We start from the raw sequence: 25080 nt of genomic DNA, 5'->3' as shown, positions 1-25080 counted from the left end.
TAGGTACAAGAATTTGGTTTAATTGTAACTATATTCGCTTTGCGTATAGTTATGCGTGTTGCTGATCTCGAATTGGCTTTGCTGCGCTAAATAAGATCGACCTGCAGCTAAGCCTAATTTATGATCAAAACGTAAATCTTTATTTGAACTACCTAATAATTTGCTATGCAGTTTTTCGTCTGCAAAAATTTGGATTATTTCTACATCATCTGGTGGATTTGCAATAAACTCAAGCTCATCTAAATAAGCCTTCTCGTGCTGTATTAAGTAGTCTAATGTTTTTGGACAATAACCCGATGCTATAGCAAATGTTCTTAGCTTTTGTACCCATGCAGATTGCGCTTGAAAGTTAGCGTCAACCGTTCTTATTACCACAATTTTACGTGCACCTCGGTTGTAAGCTTCACGTACAGGCAATGGTGCTGCTAAGCCGCCATCGAGATAAAAATCAGCTTGTGTTTTCTCTTCGACCAAGTGAGCTTCATTCGCTGCTTTTGCGTTTAACCAAGGTGTTAACTTTACACCTTGTTTGTATAAAAACGGAAGTGCGCTAGAAGCCTTTAACAAATCACGCCATTGACTGCTATCACCTGTAGGCGATAAGTAATAAGCTTTTCTGTCTCGTGCATTTGTGGCTGTTATAAGTAGTTCACGCTCACCTAAACTAGTTTTCGCTGTTTTGAAATCTATAGCTCTGTTTACTTCAGTGGTTTTGTCAAAGTACCAATCTAGATCAACTATATGCTTACCCACTAATCCGCGACCAAGCTGAAAAAAACGCTTATTACGCGAAAGTCCTCTAATCAGGCGTTTAGCGTAGCCTTTTTGACGCGCTAAGTAGCTAGTTAAGTTTTGTGAACCCGCTGAAGTACCAATGAATAAATCAAAAGGGTCATAGCTTTGCTCTAACCACGCATCAAGTACGCCAGCTGTGAATATCCCTCGCTGCCCGCCACCTTCAGCAATCAGAGCAACTTTTGGCTGCGCTGTTTTGTTAACTGAATTAGCTGTTGCGGTGTTTAGAGAGTTCACGGTGTACCTGCCTTTAATTTTATGATGTCTGGTTTAATAGCTACATTATAAAAAACAAAAGTGATATCTTAAAATTGATTGTTTAAATCAGTTCAATTGAAAAAACAGAACGGTATATAAAGCAAAATATGTACTAAAAATAGCAATCAAATTTACTTTTAATATTTAAATAACAAATACAGACATCACTTAAAGTTAATAAAATGAGTTAAAAAAGTTTAACTTTTGATGATGTCTGTATATTAACAAGCCCAGAGTGTACGCTTGCTTAACTAACTATATTTTAGTGTTTTATTTCCATTAAAATTTCGAGTGCACGGTGGCGTTTTTCACTATCGAATACATCATTGGTAAATATAAACTCATCAACTTCTAGCTGTTTAGCTATAATCTCTAACTTGTGTTTAATACTTACATGTCCGCCTACTACGCTTAGGCTTAAAAAGTTCTCTACATGGGCGCGCTCTTGTTCGCTCCATAACCCGTCCATGCTTTCAACAGGTGGTTTTAGCCACAGCTCATTACCGCGTATAAGTTCGAGTACACGTTGCTTAGAAGTAGTCGACAAGTATTGCGCTTCATCGTCGGTATCTGCAGCCACTAAAGGCAGTGCAAGCATTACGTATGGCTTATCAAGTACGCTTGATGCTTTAAATTCGCGCTTATACAACGCTATTGCATCGTGTACAAAGCGCGGTGCAAAATGCCCTGCAAATACGTACGGTAACCCTTTTTGCGCCGCTAGTTGCGCGCTAAATAAACTCGAGCCTAATAACCAAATCGGAACGTTTGTGTCCTCCCCCGGTATAGCACGTATAGGATGCGTACCATTGTAAGGACCTAACAATGTTTGCAGCTCAGTTACTTCACCTGGGAAGTTTTCTGCACGGCTCATATCGTTATTTAGTGCACGACTCGTTACGGGGTCGCTACCTGGGGCACGCCCTAGTCCTAAATCTATTCGCCCAGGATATAAGCTCTCTAATGTACCAAATTGTTCAGCAACAACTAATGGGGAGTGGTTTGGCAGCATAATACCGCCTGACCCAACGCGTATCTTTTTGGTATTACCTGCAATGTGACCAACCAAAATTGAAGTGGCCGCACAAATTATACCTGGCATATTATGATGCTCAGCAAGCCAAAAACGGTTAAAGCCAAGATCATCTGCACGTTGGGCGTATTTAGTACTTTTATGAAGAGTGTTAGTAACGCTGTCCCCTTTAATCATGGGGGCAAGTTCTAATAACGAAAAAGGAATGGAATTCAACAAAATAGTAGCTCCTAAAAATGCATGCTAACAATGTATTACATCATTAGCATAAAACACTTAAATGGGTCTGCTATTAGGTCAATTCAAGTTACGCAGTGGTATTAAAGCAAAATAGGTATATGTTATTTTGCTCTAAGGTATTCAAGCAAGCTGTGCATCACGTTGGCGCAGCTCTTTATAGCCTTCTGAATCCACGCCTTTTTTCCAATACCCTGAGGAAACAATACTACCGCGTGGTATATTAAATTGCTCTGTTAACAATGTCTTTGCTTTACGAACAAGCCCAGCTTCCAATGCCATAAATACAATGGGAGGCTCTGCTGTAATGTGCAAATTTTGAAGCGCGCTAAGTAGCGCTTCGTCAGCATTGTCGGTAACAAGCCAATTAACATCGCGGCTTGTTTCTAAATCTATAATGTCTTTTTCGGTGGGTACATGTACAAAGGCATCAATTTTTGAAAATAAAGGTAATTGCTGTATATACCCCTTTATTGCATTTACCGATGTTAAATCCCCTAGCAACACATAATGCGAATGCCCATAATTATCTAGCTTTTTAGGGCCTGGGCCTGCAATACCTACCTCATCACCTACTTTTGCAATTTTAGCCCAGTCAGTTGCCGGACCTTGGTGCATATTTATAACAAAATCAAGTGTTAACGCGCCTGTTTGTGCATCTACATGCCTTATTGTGTAAGATCGCATACACGCTGTTTTTAAGTTAAAATCTACTTCACCATTTTTTGGGATCAGTACTTTTACATAGTTACCAATGTGCTGTGAGGTTAAGTCGTTAAAATCATCAGAGCCTACAACAATGCGTTGTAGGTGTGGTGTGATTTGCTGCGTACTTAATATGTTAGCTTTGCGAATTTGTTTACCCATGCATTACCTCGTTTTACAAAACTTGGACTTTAATACCAACTTGCATAAATCTTTGATCAATTTAACGAATTAAATTGCACTATAACGTTGTTAAAAATTTTTTATTTAGAACAACTAGATACAAAAATTTTAGCCTAGTTCTAGCGTAATTTTCTTAACGTTAAATAGACCCCATATATAAGCAGATTGGTATAATAATTAGCTGCTATAAAAGCAGACATTGCACAACGCCCCATTGGTTGATAAAATCAACTATAACAAATTGATTGACTTTGTCAACTACATTGAGAGTTTTATGAATACACCTTTATCAAATACGCTGTTTGAATTGATGCAAAATTACCGCGTCACAATTCGTGAAGCAATTAACGCAGGCGAACTTGGTATTAATGCTATGCACGTACGCTGCATACATATTATTGCGAACGTAAATAACTGTACGGCTAACGATATTGTTACTAAAACGCAGCGCGACAAAGCGCAAATAGCACGTTTAATTAAAGATCTTATTGGCTTAAATTTAATAAATAAACAGGCAAGTGAGCACGATAAGCGCTGCTTTATTTTGTCGCTCACAGAGCAAGGTAAAGTTCTTTTTGATAAGTTATTAGCCTCAGAGCAGAAAATAAATAATCAAATGTGTAAAAACTTAAACCCTCAGCAAATCAAAGACTTTTTAGATATCGCACAGCAAATGATCAAAAATATGGATTGATCGGTTATACATTTCTTGGCATAACTTACACAAAACGCATATACTGTACACTTATACAGTATATGCGTTTTAGGTTGTGTTATGTTTGTAATTCCCATTTATATAGAAGCAGGCGTGTGTGGTTTTGAATCGCCCGCAGCGCAGTACACCGAGCTAGGTGTAACCCTTGATGAGCTTTTAATAAAGCACCCAAATGCTACCTTTATTGGCCTAGCATCGGGTAACTCTATGCAAGAAGTCGGAATTTTTGAAGGGGACTTATTAGTTATTGACCGTGCAGAGCCTGCAGAGAATGGTGACGTTATTGTTGCTAACTTAAATGGTCTTTTTGTATGCAAGCTGCTTGATAAAACCAATGCGCGGCTGCTTTCAGCTTCTTCTTTACATAAGCCTGTACAACTCACCTCTGCAGACGAGTTTCAGCTCGAAGGCGTAGTAACGCTATCAATAAGAATGCACAGGCAAAGCCCAGAGTTACTAAAATGTATGCCTTAGTTGATGCTGTGTCATTTTATGCCAGTGCCGAAAAAGTATTCGACCCTGCTATTCGATCAAAACCCGTGGTTGTACTTACCAATAACGATGGCTGTGTATGCGCTATTTGCCCTATTGCTCGGCGCTTAAATATTCCTAAATTTGGCCCGTACTTTAAAGTTAAGCATTTACTTGAGCAAAACAACGTTGTTATTCGCTCTAGCAATTACGAGCTTTATGCTGATTTAAGCGACAAAATGATGAATATCATCGCTCGCTTTTGCGATACACAGCACATATACAGTATTGATGAATCGTTTTTGCACTTTGATGGCTACACATCATTAATTAAAGACTGGCATGAATACGGTCATACAATAAGGCGCACAGTATGGCGCGAAACAAAGCTTCCTGTAGGTGTAGGTTTTGGCCCGACCCCTACTTTAGCAAAAGCCGCTAACCATGCCGCTAAAAAGCTCAGTGGTTTTAATGGTGTTGCAGTAATAAATAGCGAACAAACTCGCCAAGCTATTTTACAAAGAATGAGCTGCGAAGATGTGTGGGGAATAGGCCGCCGGCTAGCTAAAAAACTTAAAATAATGAATATACACACCGCCTGGGATCTTGCTCAGCAAAACCCTAGAGCAATGCGCCGTGCATTTAGTGTGGTTGTTGAACGCACAGTAAGCGAGCTTAACGGGATAACATGTTTAAACTGGGATGATGTACGACAAGATAAGCGGGAGATTTATTCAACCCGTAGTTTTGGAGAGCGCATATGTGAGCCAACAGCACTTAAAACAGCGCTAATTAACCATGTAACCACAGTGGCTAATAAATTAAGAGCGCAACACTCGCTCACTCACCAGCTTTATATTTTTGCAGCCAGTGGCGCGCACGAAAATAGATATTATAAAAAGTCTTTTGTGTATAAGTTCCCCTCACCCACTAACGACACCTGCGTGATGGCTAATGCTGTATCTGAGGTATTTAATAAGATTTACCAACCCGGTATACGGTTTTATAAATGTGGTGTGGGTGCGGTAGAGCTAATATCAGAACAGTTTCAGCAAAATGACTTATTTAATAAAAGCCCTGATAATCCGAAACTTATGCAATGCTTAGACACAATTAACAATCGATACGGAAAAGGAATGCTAAGCCTTGCAAGTAGTAAATTAAATGACCGGTGGCACATGAACCGTGATTTTTTGTCGCCGCAGTACACTACGCGTTGGCGCGATATCCCTAAAATATACTGCGAATGATTTGCTACTTACTAGATGCTTTATTTACTCTCATCTGCTTTTTTAAATGTGCACTCTACATTGGGTTCGCTCAATGTGTATTTGAGTGTGTTATCAGCTAAAAATTTGATACTTTGACTGATTGTTTTTTCGTTTGCAGGGCTTTCACAACGGCTCATTCTTAAGCCGTTTTCAAGGCCATCACTTTTATATTTAAGCGTGCTGGTTATAAAGCAAAAGTTTGGTTTTTTAATGGTTCGGGTACCATTGTGGAGCGATCCAAATACAATTTGCTCACCAAGTTTAAAACCAGCACTTAAATCACTTTCATCTGTCAAACTCAAATTGCTGTTAACGCATAACCCTGAGTTGCTCGACACAACTTCGTAGGCTCCCAATTTTGACTTTAAAAGCGGTATAAATCGTGTTTTATTACTCGGCTCAGAAAAAGCATTTGCACTTGTAAAAGCGACAGTTAATAAAGCGAGTGTTAAATATTTCATTTCGTGGGTGTATCCTCGTGAGTCAGCGTGTTAAATAATAGCAAAATGCCTAATCACTTAGCTTTTATAACTTTTAACAACTATAACAGAGATTTACTATAAAAGGAGAGAAGTCGTATTCAGGAACCAAGACGCGAGCAGCTAAGGGAGCTTTGCTCGACTATTACTAACTCTTCATGTGTGTAAGCCAGTAAGATAACGCAAGAGCAATTACCGAGCTTATTAGGTTACAAACCTCGTGCCGCGAATAAATCCCTTAGATTGAACACATTTAAATCCACAAAGATTCCTCATAGATACCGCATTACAAACCATTTTGCTGTTAAGTACTTTAGTTAATACGTACTTAAACAGCAAAACGATTTATATCAATGCGCTTACTTGTAGGGAAATTGAACTCATTAAATTGTTTGAATAGCGCACAAATTACTGTTTATTTTATTGCCAGTACTTTGCAAATAATAAAGGGTAGCTTTGCTTTAAAAACTTAGGTTTGTCTTTAAAACGCTTGCCTTTGGGTTCATCGCTGCCTGATGGAATAAACGGTAATTCGTCTTCGCTGCGTTCTTCAAATAATAAACCGGCTATTAAATCATACTCATCAATATACGGGTAAGGCTGCTCATTTAAGTAATAAACAGGTGTACACTGCGCTAACGAATCAGCATTTTCTAAAGCGTTTTCGAATACTGTTTTACCGCGCGAAATTAACCAACATCTAAACTCGCTAAAACCGTAATCGTCGTTACATCCAGCCATCACAAAAGCGGCACCAAACAAATCCCAGGTAAAACATTTACGCATATGTATGCCAAAATGCTTATCAAAATCAATAAGGTGTTGATCGCTTAAATCATTAAGTTTAGTTTTTAGGTTATCGCTCACACTTTGCGGATCGAGCCCTAAATCAGGCGTTGTTACTAATTCCCAAAAAGCCTGTTCTGTTAACGCTGCCATTATAAAATCTCTTTTACTCGGCCAACTTGACCATCTTCTAAACGTACTTTAATGCCGTGTGGGTGATTTGGTGATTTTGTTAAAAGGCGCTCAACCACACCCTCAGTTAATGTGCCGCTGCGTTGATCTTCTTTTAATACAATATTTACTGTGGTACCTGGTGAAATTTGCGAACGCGTAGGAACAGCCATAATTTAAACCCTAAAAATAATTTATCTAATTATAACGTCCATGTGATGTCATACCAACTAAACCGCTGTTAATTGGCTAAAAATGAGATGTGTGCTGGTTTTGCGTTCAACTTAATAGCTGCTAGCTGGCTAAGTATAATCTGCGTTAACTCATCAAGTTGCGGTTTTGCACTTTCAAGGGCTATATCATCATTAAAATAGCATTGTACTTTTAACGTATTGGCCTCATTATTTAAATCAATGGTATGCGTTAGATAATCAAAACCAATTACGCTTTCTTTTATTGCTTCGCATGCATTAGTAAGTGCTAGTCTAATGTGCTTATCGCGCTGCTTTTGAGTTTTAGTCATAATATAAAGGTTACTTATTTAGTTTCTGCTTGTTGCTGTTTTTTAAACTCTTCGTAGTTAGAATCTTGTTTATCTAAGCATTCGTAATATTCTTTGTCAGCTTTATAGTTACACTCATCAAGGCGCGCCGATTGAACTTCATGAAAACGCGCATCAGAGCTACAACCTGCTAAAACACATAATCCAACAATAAGTAATGCGCTACTTTTTAGTTTATTGGTAAACATTAAATTTCCTTACACTTTCTATATCGAAAAAGCGTTAAATTATTACAATATTATTGTATATTAGCGCCATAAAATCTTAATCTCCAAAGGATCTATTTCTATGATGTCGCAGTTACAAAAGTTGTTTCAGCGTATAGACAAAAGCAAGATATTTCAATCATTTGTTATAGCTGTAATTATTGTTTCTGCCCTGACAGTAGGTGCGCACACTTACTCACTACATCCTACCGTAGAGCTTGCTCTAAATTGGATGGACGTTGGCATTACCGCATTCTTTTTAATTGAACTAGTAATCCGCTTTATTGCAAGTAAAGGCATAAAACATTTTTTTTCTAAAGGATGGAACATATTCGACACCATCATAGTATTGGGCAGTTTATATCCTGCTGCTGGCTCTACTATGTTAATTGCTCGATTACTTCGCATATTTAGAGTACTGCGATTAGTATCGATGATCCCAGAGCTGCGCTTATTAGTTAATTCATTGCTTAAAGCCATTCCACAAATGGGTTATATAGCCCTATTAATGTTTGTTATTTTTTATATATACGCTGCAATGGGCAGCATGATGTTTGCTGAAATAAACCCCGTACTTTGGCAAGATGTTTCAATCTCCATGCTTACTCTGTTTAGGGTGGCAACATTTGAAGATTGGACCGACATAATGTATGAAACAATGGCGGTGTACGAACTAAGCTGGATTTATTACCTTACGTTTATATTTTTAACCGCATTTGTATTTTTAAATATGATGGTAGGTGCCATTTTAGAAGTAATGAGTGAAGAGCACCGCAAAGCGCGAGAAGAGCTCGCAGACGACAGCTCATTACCTGCAACGCAAGGGCAAGTAAACGAACTACAATCCCAAATTGCTGAGCTTAAAGAGCTATTGAGTAACCGCAAAAACTAATCTGAGAAAAGTACTAAAGCACCCACTTAAAGTTTAAAAAGTGGGTGCAGCTTAAGTATTTAACTAAAACGAACATTACCAAAGAGCTTTAATTCTCCTCGTTATCAAATTTTTCATCCGTATCTTCAAAAGAAATAACGTTATCTACTTTCATTTTAAACGCATCAAAAAATGCGTTTTCTAATACCGAAATCACAGCTTGAAAAGTCGAAACATCCGTATTATCTAGTTGTCCCTCTATAGGAATACGTGCAGCAACAAGTTTTGACTCATCGTTTTCGAGTATAGAGCCCAGTAAATCAACACTGCCTTCAAATATGGCCGTAAATATGCCGTCGTCATCTTTTTCTATATCTTCGCGCCACGAGAACACACTCAAGTTTTGAACGCCCGCTTTTACATAACCATTTAAGTTATTATCTTTAGCTACAAGTTCCATAGCGCCATCAATGCCACCCGCTTCAATATCAAAAGGCGTGTATACCTTAAATACAGTATCGAGGTTTTTAACAGAGAAACGCTGTACCTCTGCGTTAAAATCAAAATTGGCTTGTTTGCTAAAGGGATCTAATTTGCCATCAAGCTTTAATCCGGCCTCCCCCATTAATGCACCTTCTACGCTTAGAGTAGTCACTAGTGTTTTTGATAGGTTTTGCGCGTTGGTTATATTTTCAATTCGAGCGTTAATATTTGATATAAAAGTGGGTTTTTCACCACTATTAGTTGAGTTAACTAAAGTTAATTTGCCTTGCTCAATTGTTAAGGTATCAATAGAGAACAGTACTAAATTATTGGCGAGCCCTACCCAGGTAGTTTCGTCTTTTACTTGTTTATTTTGCTCAGAAGCATTGGGGTCTTTATCGTAAATAACTATTTCAGGACGCGTAAAGGCCATGTTTGTTACTAAATTGCCCTTTAAAAGGGCTGACCACGCGAGTGAAAAATCAAGAGTTTGAATACTCAGTAAAGGCTTCGGAGCTGAAGTTGCATCAACAGCGTAAATTTCAACGTCGTCAATTGCGTAGGCACCGCGATATAAAAACAAATCTACATCACCAACATGCCCCGTAACACCTTGCGTATGTTTTAGCTGATAATTTACGTAGTATTGAACTACATAAGGCGCAGCTATTCGCATTAATATAAGCAATACAATCAGCGCTATTACACCTTTAAAATATTTGGCGTGAAATGTTGTAGATGAAAAATGCATTCTAACTTCCTTTGCTAAAAACCAGGGCCTATTGACCTTTAAGGATTAAAATTTGTTCTATTTAGGGGCTGCGTATGTTTGGCATTAATGCTGCGTTATCGCCTATTTATGAAGAACAACCACACAACATAGACTCAACCTTGCCTAAAAACCAAACGTACAGCTGCACATTTAACCTCGAAAGATAAACAGGCTCTAATTAGTTAAACTTTTTAATTAAGTACATAAATAAACGTGTAAAAATTACTAATATTTGTAACTTAAGTACCTGTTAGGTATAAAATTACAGATAGAGCAAAGCCATATAAGCTTAAAACTTTAAACTACAATCACTACAGCAAAGGATATACCACTATTCAAATACACCGCTTAATGAAGTGATTCCCATGCTTATCTATCTATAGTTTTGCCAACTAATAACCTGCATTGATCCGAATAAACCGCTTTCATCTACTAAAGTAAAATTAACGCAAACAAGAATAAAAATACATGAACCCTGTTTTTTATATATTAGTTACCCTCTTTTTAACCAGTGTTATTTGGTCTGTCATATTTTTAATGTCGTGGTTTACGTTAGGTAAAAAGCAATATGCCATGCTTTGGACAATCGCATTCGCACTCTCGGCATGCCAATGGGCAACAATATTAGCAGAACCATTATTTGACTCTCATACACTATATTGGATGTTAGGAAGCAGCTTCTCAGTAGGCTCTGTGCTACTTGGTACATGGGGGCATTGCATTAGGGTAAATTCGAGTATAAAAATTCGCTATTTAATCATCTCGGCAATAGTAACTCTTGCTGCTGTTTATTATTTTACAGCCATAAATGTGCATGTTGGCTTATTTATGTCGTTGTATGTGTATTACGATGTGATCTTACTGATACTAAGTGCGGTTATTATTTTCAGGCATAAGCAAAAATCACTCCCTGCTGAAATAGGCGCTAGTATCACTTATTCGCTATGTGGATTACTTTTATTTGTTGCAGCAAGCATAGCATTACTGCAAGGCAGCCAAGTGAATGAAGAATATATAGCGCTATATACATTAATTAATTTTATGACTGTCCCTGCTGCTCATGTCGGCATGGCCGTATTTATGATATTCATAATGGCGTCTGATTTAGCCGAAAAAATGAACCATCTTGCAATGACTGATGTACTTACGGGCTGCTTAAATAGGCGTGGGTTTTATAATAAAAGCCAAGAGCAACTAAAAGATAAACTTAATAATTATAAGTACGTAAGCTTAATTTATTGGGATATAGATAAATTTAAAAAAATAAACGATGAGTTTGGACATGCAGGAGGTGATGTGGTGTTAGTAGAAGCGGCGAAAATAATGTAAGACTGCATAAATCCAGATGATTTGTTTGGCCGAATTGGTGGCGAAGAATTTACCTTATTAATAGCACGTAACGACGAGCCTACAGCTAAAGCATTCCCCGAAAAACTAAGAAACGCACTCGCCAGTAGTCCGATTCATTTTAATGATAAAATAATTAATGTTACGGCAAGTTTTGGCGTAATAAATATTAAATGCAATAAAACCGCAATTGAAAGCGCAATTGAAAGCGCAATAAATGAGGCAGATAAAGCACTCTATCATGCTAAAAATGGAGGGCGTAATCAGGTAGTTCATATAAGCGAATTAAGTCAATAAAAGTTCATTATTACTAAGGCCTACCTATCTTTTTAGGTTGAATTTTCGGCAGCATCTTTAGGCAAATAGCATTAAAAAAACGAGGCGGACTGCTCCGTTTTAAGTTATTTACATATGAATGTAAGCTAATAGAATAACACAAAAGAAGTTACCGCTCGCAGCGAGCCAGAAACGCACGGCACGCTTAAATCGAACCTAGATAAAACAAACTTTGTGCCTGAAAAGCCAGCGCTCTAACTAATAAGTTTAAGCGCATCGGCAAATCTAACTGGTTTACTGAATATAAAACCTTGGTATTTATCAATTTCTAAGCTTTGTAATAACGTTAACTGAGCGGAGTTTTCTACGCCCTCCGCTATTACCTGGCAACCAATCATATGCGACATGTTAGTTACCGCAGATACAATACTTTTATCTTTTGAGCATTCACAAATGTTATCAATATAAGATTTATCTATTTTAATGTAATCAACTGATAGCTCTTTTAAAACCGATATAGAAGAAAACCCAGTACCAAAATCATCAATAGAGATACGCACACCGGTATTTTTTATGGCCGTAATCACTTTTGACAAATACGGTAAATTTTTAATCATCACTGTTTCTGTTATTTCTAAATGCACATTGTATGGTTTAACAGCATATCTATTTAGAAGAGCAACTAAAAAATCTAAAAAATTATGGTTTTCTAGTTGCAACACCGACACATTAATCGACAATCCAATCTTACTATTCACAGCGTTTAACTTACTTAAACTCGCGATGGCTTGCTCTAGTACAAATTCACCTAATATATTAATTTTCCCATATCGCTCTGCAATATCTATAAATTCTGAAAGGGGAATAAATTCATCATTAAACTGCCAACGAAGTAGTACTTCAAACGTGGTTATTTCATTTGTACTTATATCAACAATAGGTTGATAACACAGATGAAAGTCACCTTTTTCTACGCACTCTTTAATTGAGCTGCGAAGTACTTCTTCTCTTTTAAGCGATTCATGCATTCGCTCGTCAAATACCGATATTTCATTACGGCTTTTCTTACCTTCATACATAGCAACATCAGCGTATTTAATCGCGTCTTCAAGATTAAAGTTTTCACGCGTAAAATACAGCCCAACCTTAAAAGAAGGGTTTACTTGATAGCTATCCATGCTTACTGTTTTCGTTAAAGTTTTAACTAATCTAAAAACACAGTCAAAAAGTTCGTCTTCGGTGTTACTACGAGAATAAAAAATAAACTCATCCCCTCCCCAACGACAAGCAATAAAGTCGCCTTGGGTTTGTGTTTCAACTAATCGTTTACCTGTTTGGGCCAGAACAAAGTCACCAAAATCGTGACCGTATTTATCGTTGATGATTTTAAAGTCATCCATATCTAAAAATAAAACGGCTTTAATATCATCATTTTGATTGGCTAAATCAAGTTCAACATTAGAAACAAAGCTCCCCCTGTTAAACAATTTAGTTAAATTATCTTTTTGCTCTAAAAGGATTATTTGTTCGGTACGAAGTTGCACTTCGTTTTCTAAGTTTTCAATAAATTGATCTAACTTAAGTTCATTATTAATTGATGACTTTACATCTTTAGCAGAACGTACAGCGGTAACAAAACACAAAATAAACCATAAAACGAGCCCTAAAATACCTAGTACATTCTCATCTTCAATAGGCTGTAAAAGTAATAAAATACTAAAAGGAACCAGTAAACAGGTTATATACGACAAGGAGGAACGAATATCAGAAGCTAAAACATTTACACCGCCACCAGCAAGGGAGCTAAAAACAACGAGTGATACAAACTTCTCCTGCATTGGCATATTTTCATAAAACAAAATGGGGAAAGCAGCCCAAGTTACGGCTGTTAATAATAAACCTATAAAATACAGATGATATTTAAAAGCATGGGTGTTGTTAACAAATACATGGCTGGCTATTCGAAGTAATGAAATAAATGATAACGTAAAAAGCCAGTAAAGTTTTTCTTGCGAGGCGCTGTGGTTAATACTGCTAAAAATAAGAAAACAAGAAACAACCGTGTTTATAGCAATTGCAGAACTAAAATAGGAGCTAACAAATGCTAATCGCTTATTGGCAAAGTTATTTATATGAGAGGTCATTAATGTTACTTGAATAGGCTGTTGCACAATGTAAACAGTTTACTTAAGTTCAATAATAAACAACAGTGAACATTCATAAAAAAGTATTGTTTAAGCCTCTTAAGCGGTTTTATAAGCCATTAAACTAAAAAGGGCTGGCAAATTGCCAACCCCTTTTGTTAATACTAATTATATATTATACCAATTCGCTTAATTAAGTGATCTATTTTGAGGGAAGAAAAATCGTGTCGATAACAAGGCAAAGATTTCGTTATTTAGTTGTTCTATATCAGAAATATTTAACGTAGTTAGCGTCAGATTTAACCCCTCAAATTGATTAAGTATTATTGCGAATTGGTATTACTCACCATCAACAATTATGCGTAGCATACGACGAAGTGGCTCTGCCGCTCCCCACAAAAGCTGATCGCCTACTGTAAATGCGCTGATGTATTTTGGCCCCATCGCTAATTTACGAATACGGCCAACAGGAATTGTTAAAGTGCCTGTTACTTTAACGGGTGTTAAGTCTGTTGCGCTAATTTCACGCTCGTTAGGAATAACCTTAACCCACTCGTTATGAGACGCTAAAATTTCTTCAATTTTTTCTACGCTAATATCTTCACGTAATTTAATGGTCATCGCTTGTGAATGACAACGCATAGCGCCAATACGTACACATAAACCGTCAATAGGCACTGGTTGCTTTGAAGAACCTAAAATTTTGTTCGCTTCAACTTGCGCTTTCCATTCTTCTTTAGACTGACCGCTTGGCATAGGTACGTCAATCCACGGGATTAAACTGCCCGCTAATGGCACACCAAATTGGTCTTGTGGTAAGTCTTTTGACGCCATTGTTTCACTTACTATTTTATCAATTTCTAAAATAGCAGAGCTTGGGTTATCTAGTTTATCTGCAACACTTGCATGAATAGCGCCCATTTGTGCAATAAGCTCTTTCATATTTCGTGCACCAGCGCCCGACGCCGCTTGGTAAGTCATTGGGCTTACCCATTCAATTAGGTCTTGCTCAAATAAACCACCTAATGCAAGTAGCATCAGCGATACAGTACAGTTACCGCCCACAAAGGTTTTAACGCCTTGCTCTAAGCCTTGTTCAATAACATCTTTGTTTACGGGATCAAGCACTATAATGCTGTCCTCACTCATACGCAGCGCTGAAGCTGCATCAATCCAGTAACCATCCCAACCCGACTCTCGAAGTTTTGGATGTACCGCATTGGTGTAGTCACCGCCTTGGCAAGTAACAATAATATCCATTTTAGCAAGTTCGCTAATGTCACTTGCATCTAGTAATGGTTTTGCGTCGCCTGCTATATCTGGGCCTAGTTGACCCGCTTGTGAGGTGGTGAAAAAGGTGGTGTCGATATGGGCAAAATCACTTTGCTGCTGCATACGTTCTAATAACACAGAGCCAACCATGCCACGCCAACCGACTAATCCTACTTTTTTCATTGTTTGTTCCACTGTTTGATTCATAAAAGATGCCTTAATACATTAAAAATTAAATTCATTGCGTGAGATTTAATTTTCATTAACGCTAAACTAACACTCGTAGACGGCTAAAACTAGTGAATAAAACAGAACTTAAATATTTTTCATACTGAGCATAAACACAAAAAAGCTCTGTATTAAAATACAGAGCTAATAGATAGTGAAGTTTACTATTTCATTCCTTGAGTTTTATTTTAAATAAAGCTTAAAACTCATAGCTATAACTTAAACTAAACTCAGTGCCGGTGTCTTGTCCCCAAAGGGTAAGACCTTCTTGTTCAATTTCTTTTTCTTGGCCAAGCATATTCTTAACCTTAAAATTAACTTTAGAGTTAAAGTTAGGGAAGTAAGAATAAACTAAATCAACTGAGTGAAACGACTTTTCTTCTGCATCTTCATTTCCACGTGTACCAGGTACAATTATACGAGGACCAAACACATTATAAATTAATGAAGTAGAATGAAACCCATCATTCGAGTCATAGCCCATTTGTAAGTTTGCAACCCACTCAGAATGACCAACTAAACGACGCTCATTGTTAGTTACAATATTCGATACCGTATCGGCCTCAAGGGCTTCTTTAAGCTGTGTTTCAAACAGTGAGTCAACACCGTCTGAATCATTAATCCCCAAATTAACACTTGAGTCAGATAGCGTAACGTTGCCTGACAAAAATGCTGAAGACCAATCTTTATTTATAAAGCCAAAGTCAGTTAAAAAATCAACTTCAATACCCGACAATTTACCCGACTGAGCATTTGCTGTTAATAACTGTGGAGATGCACCACCTACGCCCGCAAGCTCAACCATTTCAATTGGGTTTTCAATGTCTTTATAAAACAATGCAACAGAAAGGTTATTACCTGATGGCATATACCATTCAAACCTAAAATCTACATTTTTTAAATTAGAACTTTGTAAACTAGGTGATCCTCTCACCAGAAACTCAGTTAACGGGTCAACAAAGAAAGAAGAGCTTACATCACGTAGATCAGGGCGAATGGTTGTTTCACTTAAATTTAAGCGAAATTGCATTTCTTCATCCATGATGTACGTAACAGCTAAAGAAGGAAAAAAGTTATCTTCATTAATAGCTACATCTTGGATTTCTTGTAACGTATTTTCAAAGAAATTAGTATGCGCTTCATAACCGACTGATACTTGAGAAAAATCTTCCCATCGAACGCCACCAGTAAAACGCCAAGTGTTTTGATAGAAGTAATCCGCCATAAAATAATAAGCATCTAATTTATGCGCTGCACTGTACTTATCACCATCAGTGGTGCCGTCATCAAAAATACCTGAGCCTGTTACACTTGCATAAAAAGCGTCATTCGCCGTGTTTTCATCAGCAAAAATATCGCTTACGTTAGAGCCGAACGAGTACTCATCGCTTATACCACGGTGCGTAATGCCAAACTTCACATTACTTGCATCACGTTTTTTCTCTGAAAAATCGCCGCCTATTTTTAACTCAAGCTCATAGCCGTCACCATAAAAAGGCATACCCATATTCCAACCAAATGTTTCAACATCGTCGTGTAATACTTGATACTCACGGGTGATATTTGTTGCAGCTACATCTTGCAGTTGTTCAGATTCAAGCACGCCATCAACTAAGTTTTGCTGATAAACAACATCTAAACCACCTGGTGCATTACGGTTTGCTCGACTTAAACCGCCATACCAATCAAAAAATAAATTATTTAGCTCTGCAAAGTTGTGCGTCCCCTTAAGCTGAGTCGAAAACATTTCGCGCTCTTCGTACGTAATATCTACTCGGCGTAATTCGGTGACACCTTCTTCGGTTTCATTTGCATCAAAGTAATCGCGGTTACGTACGCGGTCACTCATGTCATGAAGTGCAATATTAGTAAGCTCAAACTTATGGTTTGAGTTTAACTCATATCCTAAATTTAATGTGCCGCTCCAACGTACATTTTGCTCAGTCGATGTACCATCGTAATACTGGGCAAAACATTTGTCTTCACAGCCTAAGCTACCAAGGCTTGAGCCGCTTTGCTCTTGAACTACTTCCCACTCGTTATCGTAAGATACGGCTGCAAGCACACCAAAAGTACCGACCTCACTTTCAAATCTATCACCTAAGGCAATAGAGAAGTTCATAGCAGGGTCAACATCCTTTTGTGAAATACCTACATCCCAATCAAGCGATTGAATCAGGTTTTTACGCTCAGCTAACGTAGTGTTTATATTGCCCTCAAGACCAGCATCACTGGTAAGCGCAGTAGTAAACACATCCGATAATGCTCGCGAACCATCATCTCGACCCATCCAGTCATCATCACCGCCACTGTAAAAGTAACCGGTATCGCTATTAGAAGTATTGTACGATGTACCCACTTGTACTTTTAATAAAAAGTCAGAAGGAATTGATTTAGTGCGAATATTTACATTACCACCACCAAAATGAGCTGGCATATCCGGTGAAAATGACTTTTGTACACTCAAGCTTTCAATAATTTCAGATGGAAATAAATCCAAAGGAACCACTGAGCGAGTAGGATCAGGGCTTGGTACATACATGCTATTTAGCTGAGTACTAGAATAGCGTTCACCTAAACCACGCACATAAATAAATTTGCCATCGACTAACGTTAAACCAGTAACACGGCGAAGTGCAGAGGCAGCATCGCCATCACCAGTACGTGATATTTGGTCTGCACCCATAATATCAGCAACAAACGCTTGGTTTTGACGTTCTTGCAGTACAGCACCCGCACTGCCCTTTAATCGTTGCCCTACAGCAACAACTTCTTCTATTTCTTGCTCTTCTACTTGCTGCTCAGCAGCCGTAGCTGTATTTACTGATAAACCAAGTAACGCAGCCATTACAGCGTAGTTTAACTTTGATAAAGCAAGTGTAGAGGGTTTAAAAGATTTCATTTTTATACTCCGAAACAAAACAAGACATTAGCCGAGCTTTCGCTCGGCTATAATGTGGTTTGGGTTAAAGGCCTACTTTTACCCAACCTGCTGTCCAGTCTGTTTGTGCATCCATCGCACCAATGTAATCTACAGAATCAAAGTAACTATCTAAGCTTGATGAATCAAAGCCATTACCAAGTAATAACGACTCAGCAGTTGGCATATAGCCATTATCTGCTAGCCCAAGGTCAGCGGCTACTTGAACTGAATTACCTGTTTGTCCTAAGAACCAAGATTCAACATTACCTGTACCAATTGCTTGGGTACCAAAGTTGTTAGCGGTTTCACACGCAACGATGGAGTGAGTAACAGTTAATGTACCGTCCTCTGCTCGCGGCGCTGAATCAGAGCCTACTCGTAAACAGTTTGAATAGTCTGCACCACCTGTAACCACTACGTTTTTAAGCATACCCGCAGTACCTGCACGTAAGCGGATACCATTTACACCAACATTACCAATAATTGTTACGTTAGAGATAGTTGGCATTGTTAGTGGCGTTGCACTTGAATCAAACTCAGAGTTATCAGCTTCAATTGCATTGTCGCCCTCAGAGTCTGATTGTTTAATCAGTACATATTGCGCTTTACCCGTCCAACCGAACGACCAATCAAGTGAATCATCGCCTATGCTTGTTAAAACAAGGTGACTAATATTTGCAGTACCACCAAAAAATTCAACACCATCGTCTAGATTTTCATGAACGTGAATGTAATCTAGTTCAGTCTGACGACCAACACCCGCAAGTGTAATACCGTTAAGTTCATCGCCATTACCCAGCGTTTTACCCGCTTGCTTAACTGCAACATACTTTAGCGTACCTGAATTATCTTCAGGGTCATTACCACCGAACTGGCCTGCGTCACCTTCAGCAGACACACCACAACTGGCAAGTTCTTCTGCGGTAGCTTCACCTTGTTGGTCGCCACATGAGTTAGCAGGTGCATTACCCAATAATACTAAACCGCCCCATTGACCAATCGTAGTTTCGCCTCCCGTCATATCCTGGATTGACGTCATAGTAATTGGTTGATTTACACTGCCTACCGCTTCAATTTTAGAACCACGGCGAACAACTAAGAAGTCATCACCCGACTCACCAATTAATGTTGTACCAAACTGAACATAAAGTGTTGTGTTGTCAGCGCGGTCATTACCAACGGCTGTACGTCCTTTTAAAATCCAATGCGCATCGTTAGTCAGTGTTACATCAGATGTAAATACAACATCAGAGGTTAATTGATATACAGGTTTGTCTGTAATTGTAGGGAAGCTAGCAGAAACATCTGTTGCAAGTCCTTGTGCTAATGCATTAGCAATATCGTCAGGAAAGCTTGGTGTAATAGCAACTGTCCAACCATCCATCCAATTATTATCGCCATCGAATGCGCCGATGTAATCTGTTTTGGTAAAGAACGAGTCAAGCTCAGATGAATCCCCACCAGCACCTAATAAAGGTGAACCCGATTTTGGTGTAAAGCCGTCTGTCGCTAAATTAAGTGCTGAAGCCGTAAGCGTTAAGTTGCCCGTTTGACCTTCAAACCAAGACTGCACATTGCCACTACCAATTGCTTGTGAACCAAAGTTATTATCTTCACTACATGCAACAGCTGAGTTTTCGATAGACAACTCACCCGATTCTGCATTAGCAGCAGAGTCTGAGCCTACACGTAAACAGTTTGAGTAACCTTCAGGGCCCGTTATAACAACATTTCGTAGAACGCCCGCTGTCCCTGCACGTAAACGAACACCGTTAGTACCATCAGCACCTACAATTGTTACGTTAGAAATTAGTGGTTTAGTCAATGGTGTCGCATTTGAATCGAATTCTGAGTTATCAGCTTCTATTGCGTTATCACCCTCAACTGAACTTTGTTGAATATAGATATTTTGTGCACGACCCGACCAACCAAATGACCAATCGAATGCATCGTCGCCAATATCAGTTAGTACAATGTTACGAACATTAACTGTGCCACCAAAAAACTCAACACCATCATCTAGGTTTTGGTGAATTTGAATGTATTCAACTTTCGTTTGTGAACCAACACCTGCAAATGAGATACCGTTAAGTTCATCGCCATTACCCAGCGTTTTACCTGCATGTTTAACAACAATATAACGAAGAACACCTGAGTTATCATCGATAATATCACCACCAAACTGACCAGCGTCACCCTCAGCTGATACACCACAGTTAGCTAATTCTTCAGCTGTCGTTTCACCGGTTTGATCGCCACACGAGTTAGCGGGTGCATTACCTAATAATACTAAGCCGCCCCATTGACCAATCGTTGTTTCAGCGCCTGTTACATCTTGAATAGATGTCATAGTGATTGGCGCAGTTGCATTACCATTGGCATTAATTTGTGAACCACGACGTACAACTAAAAAGTCATCACCTGTTTCACCAATTAGCGTTGTACCCGCTTGAACATATAATATAGTTGCATCTGCACGGTCATTACCAACTGCAGTACGACCATTTAAAATCCAATGTGCATCGTTAGTAAGCGTTACATCTGCTGTGAACGTTGTATCTTCAGTTAAACGGTATACTGGTTTATCTGTAATTGCTGGAAATTCACTAGAAACATCTAATGCTAAGCCTTGTGCAAGCGCGTTATCAATATCAGTAGGGAAGCCGCCATTAATACCGACAGTCCAACCTTCCATCCAATTAGTTGAACCATCAAAAGCACCAATTTGACCATTTGCGATAAGCGGTGAACCAGCAAGTGGCGTGTAACCGTCATCAGCAAGCATAAGCTCTGCAGGCGTAAGTACTTGGTTACCATCTTGTCCTTCAAACCAAGATTGAACGTCGCCACCGTTAATTACTTCACTACCAAAATTATTTGCCGTTGTTTGACACGCCACAATAGAGTTTACAATCGTTAGTGTGCCATCTTCAGCGCGAGGAACTGAATCAGACCCTACACGTAAACAGTTTTCGTAAGTAGCAGGACCCGTTACAAATACATTTTTAAGAGCGCCCGCAGTACCAGCGCGTAGACGAATACCATTATTACCTTCTGCACCGACGATTGTTACGTTAGATATAGTAGGCAGTGTTAATGGCGTGGCGCTTGAATCAAACTCAGAGTTATCAGCTTCAATAGCGTTATCGCCTACGTTAGCGGCTTGTTGAATGTAAACATTAGTAGCCGAACCCGTCCAACCAAAAGACCAATCAAGTGAATCATCACCAATGTTAGTCAGCACTACATTACTTACATTAACCGTACCACCAAAAAACTCGATACCGTCATCAAGGTTTTCATGAACCTGGATATAATCAACCGTAGTTGCAGAGCCAACACCGGCAAATGTAATACCATTTAACTCATCACCATTACCAAGCGTTTTACCTGCTTGCTTAACAAGTACATATTTTAGAGTACCTGAATTATCATCACTGATATTTCCACCGAACTGACCTGCATCACCTTCAGCTGACACGCCACAGTTAGCAAGTTCGTCTGCTGTTGCTTCACCTTGTTGGTCTCCACATGAGTTTGCAGGTGCATTACCAAGTAATACCAAACCACCCCATTGGCCAATTGCTGTCTCGCTACCCGTAACATCTTGAATTGATGTCATCGTAATTGGCTGGCTTGCAGTGCCGACTGATTCAATTTGTGAACCACGACGCACAACTAAAAAGTCATCCCCTGACTCACCAATAATCGTTGTACCTTGCTGAATATAAAGCGTTGTACTATCTGCACGGTCATTACCCACAGCAGTACGACCACTCACAATCCAATGTGCATCATTAGTTAGTGAAACATCAGCAATCAATGTTGTATCAGCACTTAAGCGATACACTGGTTTATCTGTTATTGCTGGAAATTCACTTGATACATCCGTTGCTAAGCCTTGAACAAGTGCATTGTCGATATCAGCAGGGAAACCCGTAGTTGCATTTTGCGAATCATCACGCGATGATGTTTCATCTACTGTACCACTGCCACCTTCAACAACATTAGTAACTGTGTCGCCTTCATTTATTGTTGTGTCGCCTTCAGATACTACTAAGTCACCACCACAACCCGCTAAAGATACTGCAGTTGCAATCAAACTAACTTTAAATAAGTCAGATAATTTCATTGTTCACTCCGTTAAAGTATTTAATTATTTTGTTAAGTGCTTTAAATAAACTCAAGTCACCTTAAAACATTAAGTAATGCTTTAAGGTCACTTGAGTTATCAGCAGCGCCTACCTTACGGTAGCTATATGACATTACAGTTACACTTTAATAAACATAAGATGACAAAGTTATTTACATAAAATTCAAGTAGTTAATTTATTAAAAACATAAAAAAACCACACTAAAAATAGTGTGGTTTGGATTTGCGATTATGAAATTATATTTAAACGTTATTACTAAAGCTTAAAGCAGTGCCGTTCTTAATGTTTCTGCATGCACTTTCTCGCGCTTTACATATTTAATCCATTGCTGCGCTAAACGCTGTGATTTTTTATGTTTTTCTGCCTGTTCGAACGCTAAAATTGATGCATCAAAATTTTGTAAGTTGTACTGAGCCATACCCAAGGCAACAAATGCATTTGATTCAAAATCAAGTGAGCCTTTATTAAGTGCTTTACGCGCTGCGTCGGCCGCTTCTTCATATTGCTCAGTATTAACATATACTTCAGCTAAGCGTTGGTCATATTTACCACTGGGTGATAAATCGGCTGCTTTTACAAAGTATTTTATTGATTTTTCGTCTTCTTTTGCTTGGATCATCGCCTCAGCTACAAAGGCATAGTTTTTAGCGTTTTGCTCTGCAATCCCTTTTTCAATCGCATCACTCATAACGTCTGCGGCTTTAAATGCTAAGCCGTTATATAAATACACTTGCGCTAATTGACGTAAATCAGACTTAGAGGTTAAAAATCCTTGCTGATAAGCCGCTTCAATTACCGCCAACTGCTGCTTTTCTTGCCCTGTTTCACCATACATACCTGATAACTGTACCCAATACTCAGGCTTGTTATAAAGCTTTACCATACGCTCAAGTACTTCAACAACTTTGTCAGTTTGATTAAGTGAGTAGTACATGGCACGCTGTAGTACTAACCAGTTTTCCTTAGGGATTTTGCCTTCGCTGTCGCTTAAAGCAATCACTTGAGATATGTACTCAAGGCCTTTTTTATAATCCTTTAACTGATAGTATGTTTGAGCCCTTAACAAGTAATAGCCTTCTGTTTTAGGCTTAGTGTTAATAGTGTCCCAGTCATCTAAAAATGCGATAACTTTAGTGTAATCACTATTAGCCATAGCTAGTTGCGCTAAACTAAAGGTAGTACTTAAACGAAGCGACTCAGGAATGGCTTCCTCTGCTACGACCTTTTCAAACGAAGCTATCGCTTTTGGTAAATCGTTTTCGTTGTAATAAATAAACCCATAAAAATTATGCATCATCGCAATTTCGTACGAGTTCATGCTTGAAGCTCGCTCTTGAATGCTATCAAGCGCTTCAAGGCCTGCTTTAACATCGCCATCATCAGCGAGTTTTTGTGCACGTGCGAGTTGGCTGTAGACCTTTTCGCGAAGCGCTGGTACACGTTTTGTTTTTTGCTCTTGCTCTGCATATGCCGTAGCTACATTTAGCCCTGGTATCAGGCTTAAAGCACTTGGAGTAACAATACTTGTACTCACTGCAGCGGTACAAAATAGTGTTAATTTTAAAAATTTAGCTGTAGGGCTTAATTTCATAACAGATTTAATAAATAGTTTCATAATCGCCTCGCATTACTGTCCGTATACTCGTGGTTAATTACTAAATTAACCGCTAATTTGGAAAGATATTTTGTTCTGAACACCCGCCACTTCAACGGCTTCACCGTTTACTACGCGTGGTTTATATTTAAATTTAAGTGCTGCATCCATCGCGGCTCTATCAAAGAGTGACTCAGGCTCTGCTTTTACTACTTGTGGGTCGCGTACAGTGCCTTGTTTAGTTACTATAAATTCAACAATAACGTAGCCTTCGATACCTCGCGATAATGCACGGCGCGGATAAACAGGTGCCACTTTTACAATCGGTAAATATTCACCATCACTTGTTTCAAGTGCTAACCCGCCGGCTAAATTTACATCCGCATCTACATTGGCACCAAAGTCAAAGTTGTTAGCATTTGCTGTAGCATCACTATTTTGCATTTGCGGTGATTCCATTGGTGGTGGCGGCTCTTTTGGTGTTGGTGGCTTTTGTGGCTTACGCTCTTTTTTTTGTACGGTTTCTTCTTTTTTCAAGCGAACAAAATCAAGTACGTTACCCTTTACCGGATCCGTCATAGCGCCTTCACCGCCAGTGATCAGTGCCTGCATGCCTAAAAACAACATAAAGGTCACTACACCGGCTATCACTAATGCAACTAAATATCGCAACATAACTAGCCCTTAAGACGCATCTTGTGCGGCAATTGATACATCAAATGCGCCCGCCGCGCGCGAGGCATCCATCACCTTTATTAACATTTCGGTAGTGGCTTTTTTATCTGCTTGAATCACAACGCTACCTTGTGGATTTTCTGCTTTTAAACGCTCGATATTGGCTTGTACTGCGCGTACATCAATTTGACGTTTATTAATCCAAATCTCGCCTGTATCAGAAATAGCCACTAAAATATTAGCACGCTCTTTTTTAACAGCTGTTGCGGCTTCTGGGCGGTTTACATCAATACCGGCTTCTTTAACAAAAGAGGCAGTTACAATAAAGAAAATAAGCATGATAAATACAACGTCTAACATTGGGGTCATGTTTATTTCTTCAGCTTCGTCTTCTTGAAATAGGTTTCCTAACGGGGCTCTCATTTTTATTCTCCTAGGATAAGTGGCTTTATATAAGCCGCTTATCAAA

Annotated in this window: 20 protein-coding genes and 1 pseudogene; 5 read left to right on the top strand and 16 right to left on the bottom strand. The window is 38.7% G+C overall.

The annotated features are described in order from the left end of the window. Window positions 1–18: 18 nt before the first annotated feature. The 3 genes from QL998_RS10295 to QL998_RS10285 all read right to left on the bottom strand — a co-directional run bounded on the left by QL998_RS10295 (window position 19) and on the right by QL998_RS10285 (window position 3190). Window positions 19–1032, bottom strand: a complete 1014-nt coding sequence (locus QL998_RS10295) for a patatin family protein (protein WP_290192621.1) — start codon at window positions 1030–1032, stop codon at window positions 19–21. A gap of 283 nt (window positions 1033–1315) precedes the next feature. Next, window positions 1316–2305, bottom strand: coding sequence for an LLM class flavin-dependent oxidoreductase (locus tag QL998_RS10290; RefSeq protein WP_024605141.1), 990 nt, complete (start codon window positions 2303–2305; stop codon window positions 1316–1318). A gap of 141 nt (window positions 2306–2446) precedes the next feature. Continuing rightward, window positions 2447–3190: a siderophore-interacting protein gene (locus QL998_RS10285; RefSeq protein ID WP_024605140.1), complete on the bottom strand. Its 744-nt coding sequence runs from the start codon at window positions 3188–3190 to the stop codon at window positions 2447–2449. Window positions 3191–3485: 295 nt separating this feature from the next. On the opposite strand from QL998_RS10285, the gene QL998_RS10280 reads away from it, so the two are divergent. The 3 genes from QL998_RS10280 to QL998_RS10270 all read left to right on the top strand — a co-directional run bounded on the left by QL998_RS10280 (window position 3486) and on the right by QL998_RS10270 (window position 5647). Further along, entirely contained in the window at window positions 3486–3905 is a 420-nt protein-coding gene (locus QL998_RS10280) for a MarR family transcriptional regulator (RefSeq protein WP_004334811.1), read from the top strand. An 81-nt stretch (window positions 3906–3986) separates the two neighbouring features. Continuing rightward, entirely contained in the window at window positions 3987–4400 is a 414-nt protein-coding gene (locus QL998_RS10275) for a S24 family peptidase (RefSeq protein WP_004334808.1), read from the top strand. Next, window positions 4388–5647, top strand: a complete 1260-nt coding sequence (locus QL998_RS10270) for a Y-family DNA polymerase (protein WP_024598178.1) — start codon at window positions 4388–4390, stop codon at window positions 5645–5647. The genes QL998_RS10275 and QL998_RS10270 overlap by 13 nt, the downstream gene beginning before the upstream one ends. 20 nt (window positions 5648–5667) lie before the next feature. Here the strand turns inward: QL998_RS10270 and QL998_RS10265 are convergent, their stop codons facing one another. The 5 genes from QL998_RS10265 to QL998_RS10245 all read right to left on the bottom strand — a co-directional run bounded on the left by QL998_RS10265 (window position 5668) and on the right by QL998_RS10245 (window position 7854). Then, a complete protein-coding gene (locus QL998_RS10265) occupies window positions 5668–6129 on the bottom strand; it encodes a hypothetical protein (protein ID WP_004334802.1) in 462 nt (153 codons plus the stop codon). 438 nt (window positions 6130–6567) lie between these two features. Beyond that, a complete protein-coding gene (locus tag QL998_RS10260) occupies window positions 6568–7086 on the bottom strand; it encodes a DUF4240 domain-containing protein (RefSeq protein ID WP_024598177.1) in 519 nt (172 codons plus the stop codon). Next, complete coding sequence (locus QL998_RS10255) at window positions 7086–7277, bottom strand: YwbE family protein (RefSeq protein WP_007583223.1); 192 nt, start codon at window positions 7275–7277, stop codon at window positions 7086–7088. The genes QL998_RS10260 and QL998_RS10255 overlap by 1 nt, the downstream gene beginning before the upstream one ends. Window positions 7278–7345: 68 nt before the next feature. Beyond that, entirely contained in the window at window positions 7346–7627 is a 282-nt protein-coding gene (locus QL998_RS10250; protein ID WP_290192620.1) for a hypothetical protein, read from the bottom strand. Between the two features lie 14 nt (window positions 7628–7641). After that, complete coding sequence (locus QL998_RS10245; RefSeq protein WP_290192619.1) at window positions 7642–7854, bottom strand: hypothetical protein; 213 nt, start codon at window positions 7852–7854, stop codon at window positions 7642–7644. Window positions 7855–7954: 100 nt separating this feature from the next. Here QL998_RS10245 and QL998_RS10240 point away from each other — a divergent pair, with 100 nt between their 5' ends. After that, on the top strand, window positions 7955–8764 hold the full coding sequence (locus tag QL998_RS10240) for an ion transporter (RefSeq protein WP_007583228.1): 810 nt from the start codon (window positions 7955–7957) through the stop codon (window positions 8762–8764). 88 nt (window positions 8765–8852) lie between these two features. Here QL998_RS10240 and QL998_RS10235 read toward each other — a convergent pair whose 3' ends face one another. Further along, entirely contained in the window at window positions 8853–9977 is a 1125-nt protein-coding gene (locus QL998_RS10235; RefSeq protein ID WP_290192618.1) for a DUF748 domain-containing protein, read from the bottom strand. Between the two features lie 489 nt (window positions 9978–10466). Between QL998_RS10235 and QL998_RS20770 the strand changes: the two are divergent. Continuing rightward, window positions 10467–11642 (top strand): annotated as a pseudogene (locus QL998_RS20770) (GGDEF domain-containing protein). Between the two features lie 233 nt (window positions 11643–11875). Here the strand turns inward: QL998_RS20770 and QL998_RS10225 are convergent. The 7 genes from QL998_RS10225 to QL998_RS10195 all read right to left on the bottom strand — a co-directional run bounded on the left by QL998_RS10225 (window position 11876) and on the right by QL998_RS10195 (window position 25034). Next, window positions 11876–13765 carry a bifunctional diguanylate cyclase/phosphodiesterase gene (locus tag QL998_RS10225; RefSeq protein ID WP_290192617.1) on the bottom strand — a complete coding sequence of 630 codons (1890 nt, stop codon included), beginning with the start codon at window positions 13763–13765 and terminating at the stop codon, window positions 11876–11878. A 339-nt stretch (window positions 13766–14104) separates the two neighbouring features. Beyond that, window positions 14105–15244 (bottom strand): aspartate-semialdehyde dehydrogenase, encoded by a 1140-nt coding sequence (gene asd, locus QL998_RS10220; RefSeq protein ID WP_024597574.1) that lies wholly within the window; start codon window positions 15242–15244, stop codon window positions 14105–14107. A 220-nt stretch (window positions 15245–15464) separates the two neighbouring features. Further along, the gene (locus tag QL998_RS10215; protein WP_290192616.1) at window positions 15465–18167 is read right to left on the bottom strand and encodes a TonB-dependent receptor; all 2703 of its coding nucleotides are present in this window, start codon (window positions 18165–18167) and stop codon (window positions 15465–15467) included. Window positions 18168–18231: 64 nt separating this feature from the next. After that, complete coding sequence (locus QL998_RS10210) at window positions 18232–22320, bottom strand: hypothetical protein (protein ID WP_024605225.1); 4089 nt, start codon at window positions 22318–22320, stop codon at window positions 18232–18234. 284 nt (window positions 22321–22604) lie between these two features. Further along, window positions 22605–23933 carry a hypothetical protein gene (locus QL998_RS10205; RefSeq protein ID WP_290192626.1) on the bottom strand — a complete coding sequence of 443 codons (1329 nt, stop codon included), beginning with the start codon at window positions 23931–23933 and terminating at the stop codon, window positions 22605–22607. A 69-nt stretch (window positions 23934–24002) separates the two neighbouring features. Further along, entirely contained in the window at window positions 24003–24608 is a 606-nt protein-coding gene (locus QL998_RS10200; RefSeq protein ID WP_193371817.1) for an energy transducer TonB, read from the bottom strand. A 12-nt stretch (window positions 24609–24620) separates the two neighbouring features. After that, on the bottom strand, window positions 24621–25034 hold the full coding sequence (locus QL998_RS10195) for a biopolymer transporter ExbD (RefSeq protein ID WP_004334764.1): 414 nt from the start codon (window positions 25032–25034) through the stop codon (window positions 24621–24623). Window positions 25035–25080 lie beyond the last annotated feature (46 nt).

It is taken from the genome of Pseudoalteromonas sp. APC 3691 (genome assembly GCF_030408135.1).
Classification (GTDB): Bacteria; Pseudomonadota; Gammaproteobacteria; order Enterobacterales; family Alteromonadaceae; genus Pseudoalteromonas.
The sequence above is the reverse complement of the archived record's forward strand: the minus strand, read 5'-3'. Positions and strand labels throughout refer to the sequence as shown.

Coding starts and splice junctions, on each gene's coding strand:
- QL998_RS10285 (WP_024605140.1), bottom strand. CDS start 3,190: ATGGGTAAACAAATTCGCAAAGCTAACATATTAAGTACGCAGCAAATC.
- QL998_RS10280 (WP_004334811.1), top strand. CDS start 3,486: ATGAATACACCTTTATCAAATACGCTGTTTGAATTGATGCAAAATTAC.
- QL998_RS10275 (WP_004334808.1), top strand. CDS start 3,987: ATGTTTGTAATTCCCATTTATATAGAAGCAGGCGTGTGTGGTTTTGAA.
- QL998_RS10270 (WP_024598178.1), top strand. CDS start 4,388: ATGTATGCCTTAGTTGATGCTGTGTCATTTTATGCCAGTGCCGAAAAA.
- QL998_RS10265 (WP_004334802.1), bottom strand. CDS start 6,129: ATGAAATATTTAACACTCGCTTTATTAACTGTCGCTTTTACAAGTGCA.
- QL998_RS10260 (WP_024598177.1), bottom strand. CDS start 7,086: ATGGCAGCGTTAACAGAACAGGCTTTTTGGGAATTAGTAACAACGCCT.
- QL998_RS10255 (WP_007583223.1), bottom strand. CDS start 7,277: ATGGCTGTTCCTACGCGTTCGCAAATTTCACCAGGTACCACAGTAAAT.
- QL998_RS10250 (WP_290192620.1), bottom strand. CDS start 7,627: ATGACTAAAACTCAAAAGCAGCGCGATAAGCACATTAGACTAGCACTT.
- QL998_RS10245 (WP_290192619.1), bottom strand. CDS start 7,854: ATGTTTACCAATAAACTAAAAAGTAGCGCATTACTTATTGTTGGATTA.
- QL998_RS10240 (WP_007583228.1), top strand. CDS start 7,955: ATGATGTCGCAGTTACAAAAGTTGTTTCAGCGTATAGACAAAAGCAAG.
- QL998_RS10235 (WP_290192618.1), bottom strand. CDS start 9,977: ATGCATTTTTCATCTACAACATTTCACGCCAAATATTTTAAAGGTGTA.
- QL998_RS10225 (WP_290192617.1), bottom strand. CDS start 13,765: ATGACCTCTCATATAAATAACTTTGCCAATAAGCGATTAGCATTTGTT.
- asd (WP_024597574.1), bottom strand. CDS start 15,244: ATGAATCAAACAGTGGAACAAACAATGAAAAAAGTAGGATTAGTCGGT.
- QL998_RS10215 (WP_290192616.1), bottom strand. CDS start 18,167: ATGAAATCTTTTAAACCCTCTACACTTGCTTTATCAAAGTTAAACTAC.
- QL998_RS10210 (WP_024605225.1), bottom strand. CDS start 22,320: ATGAAATTATCTGACTTATTTAAAGTTAGTTTGATTGCAACTGCAGTA.
- QL998_RS10205 (WP_290192626.1), bottom strand. CDS start 23,933: ATGAAATTAAGCCCTACAGCTAAATTTTTAAAATTAACACTATTTTGT.
- QL998_RS10195 (WP_004334764.1), bottom strand. CDS start 25,034: ATGAGAGCCCCGTTAGGAAACCTATTTCAAGAAGACGAAGCTGAAGAA.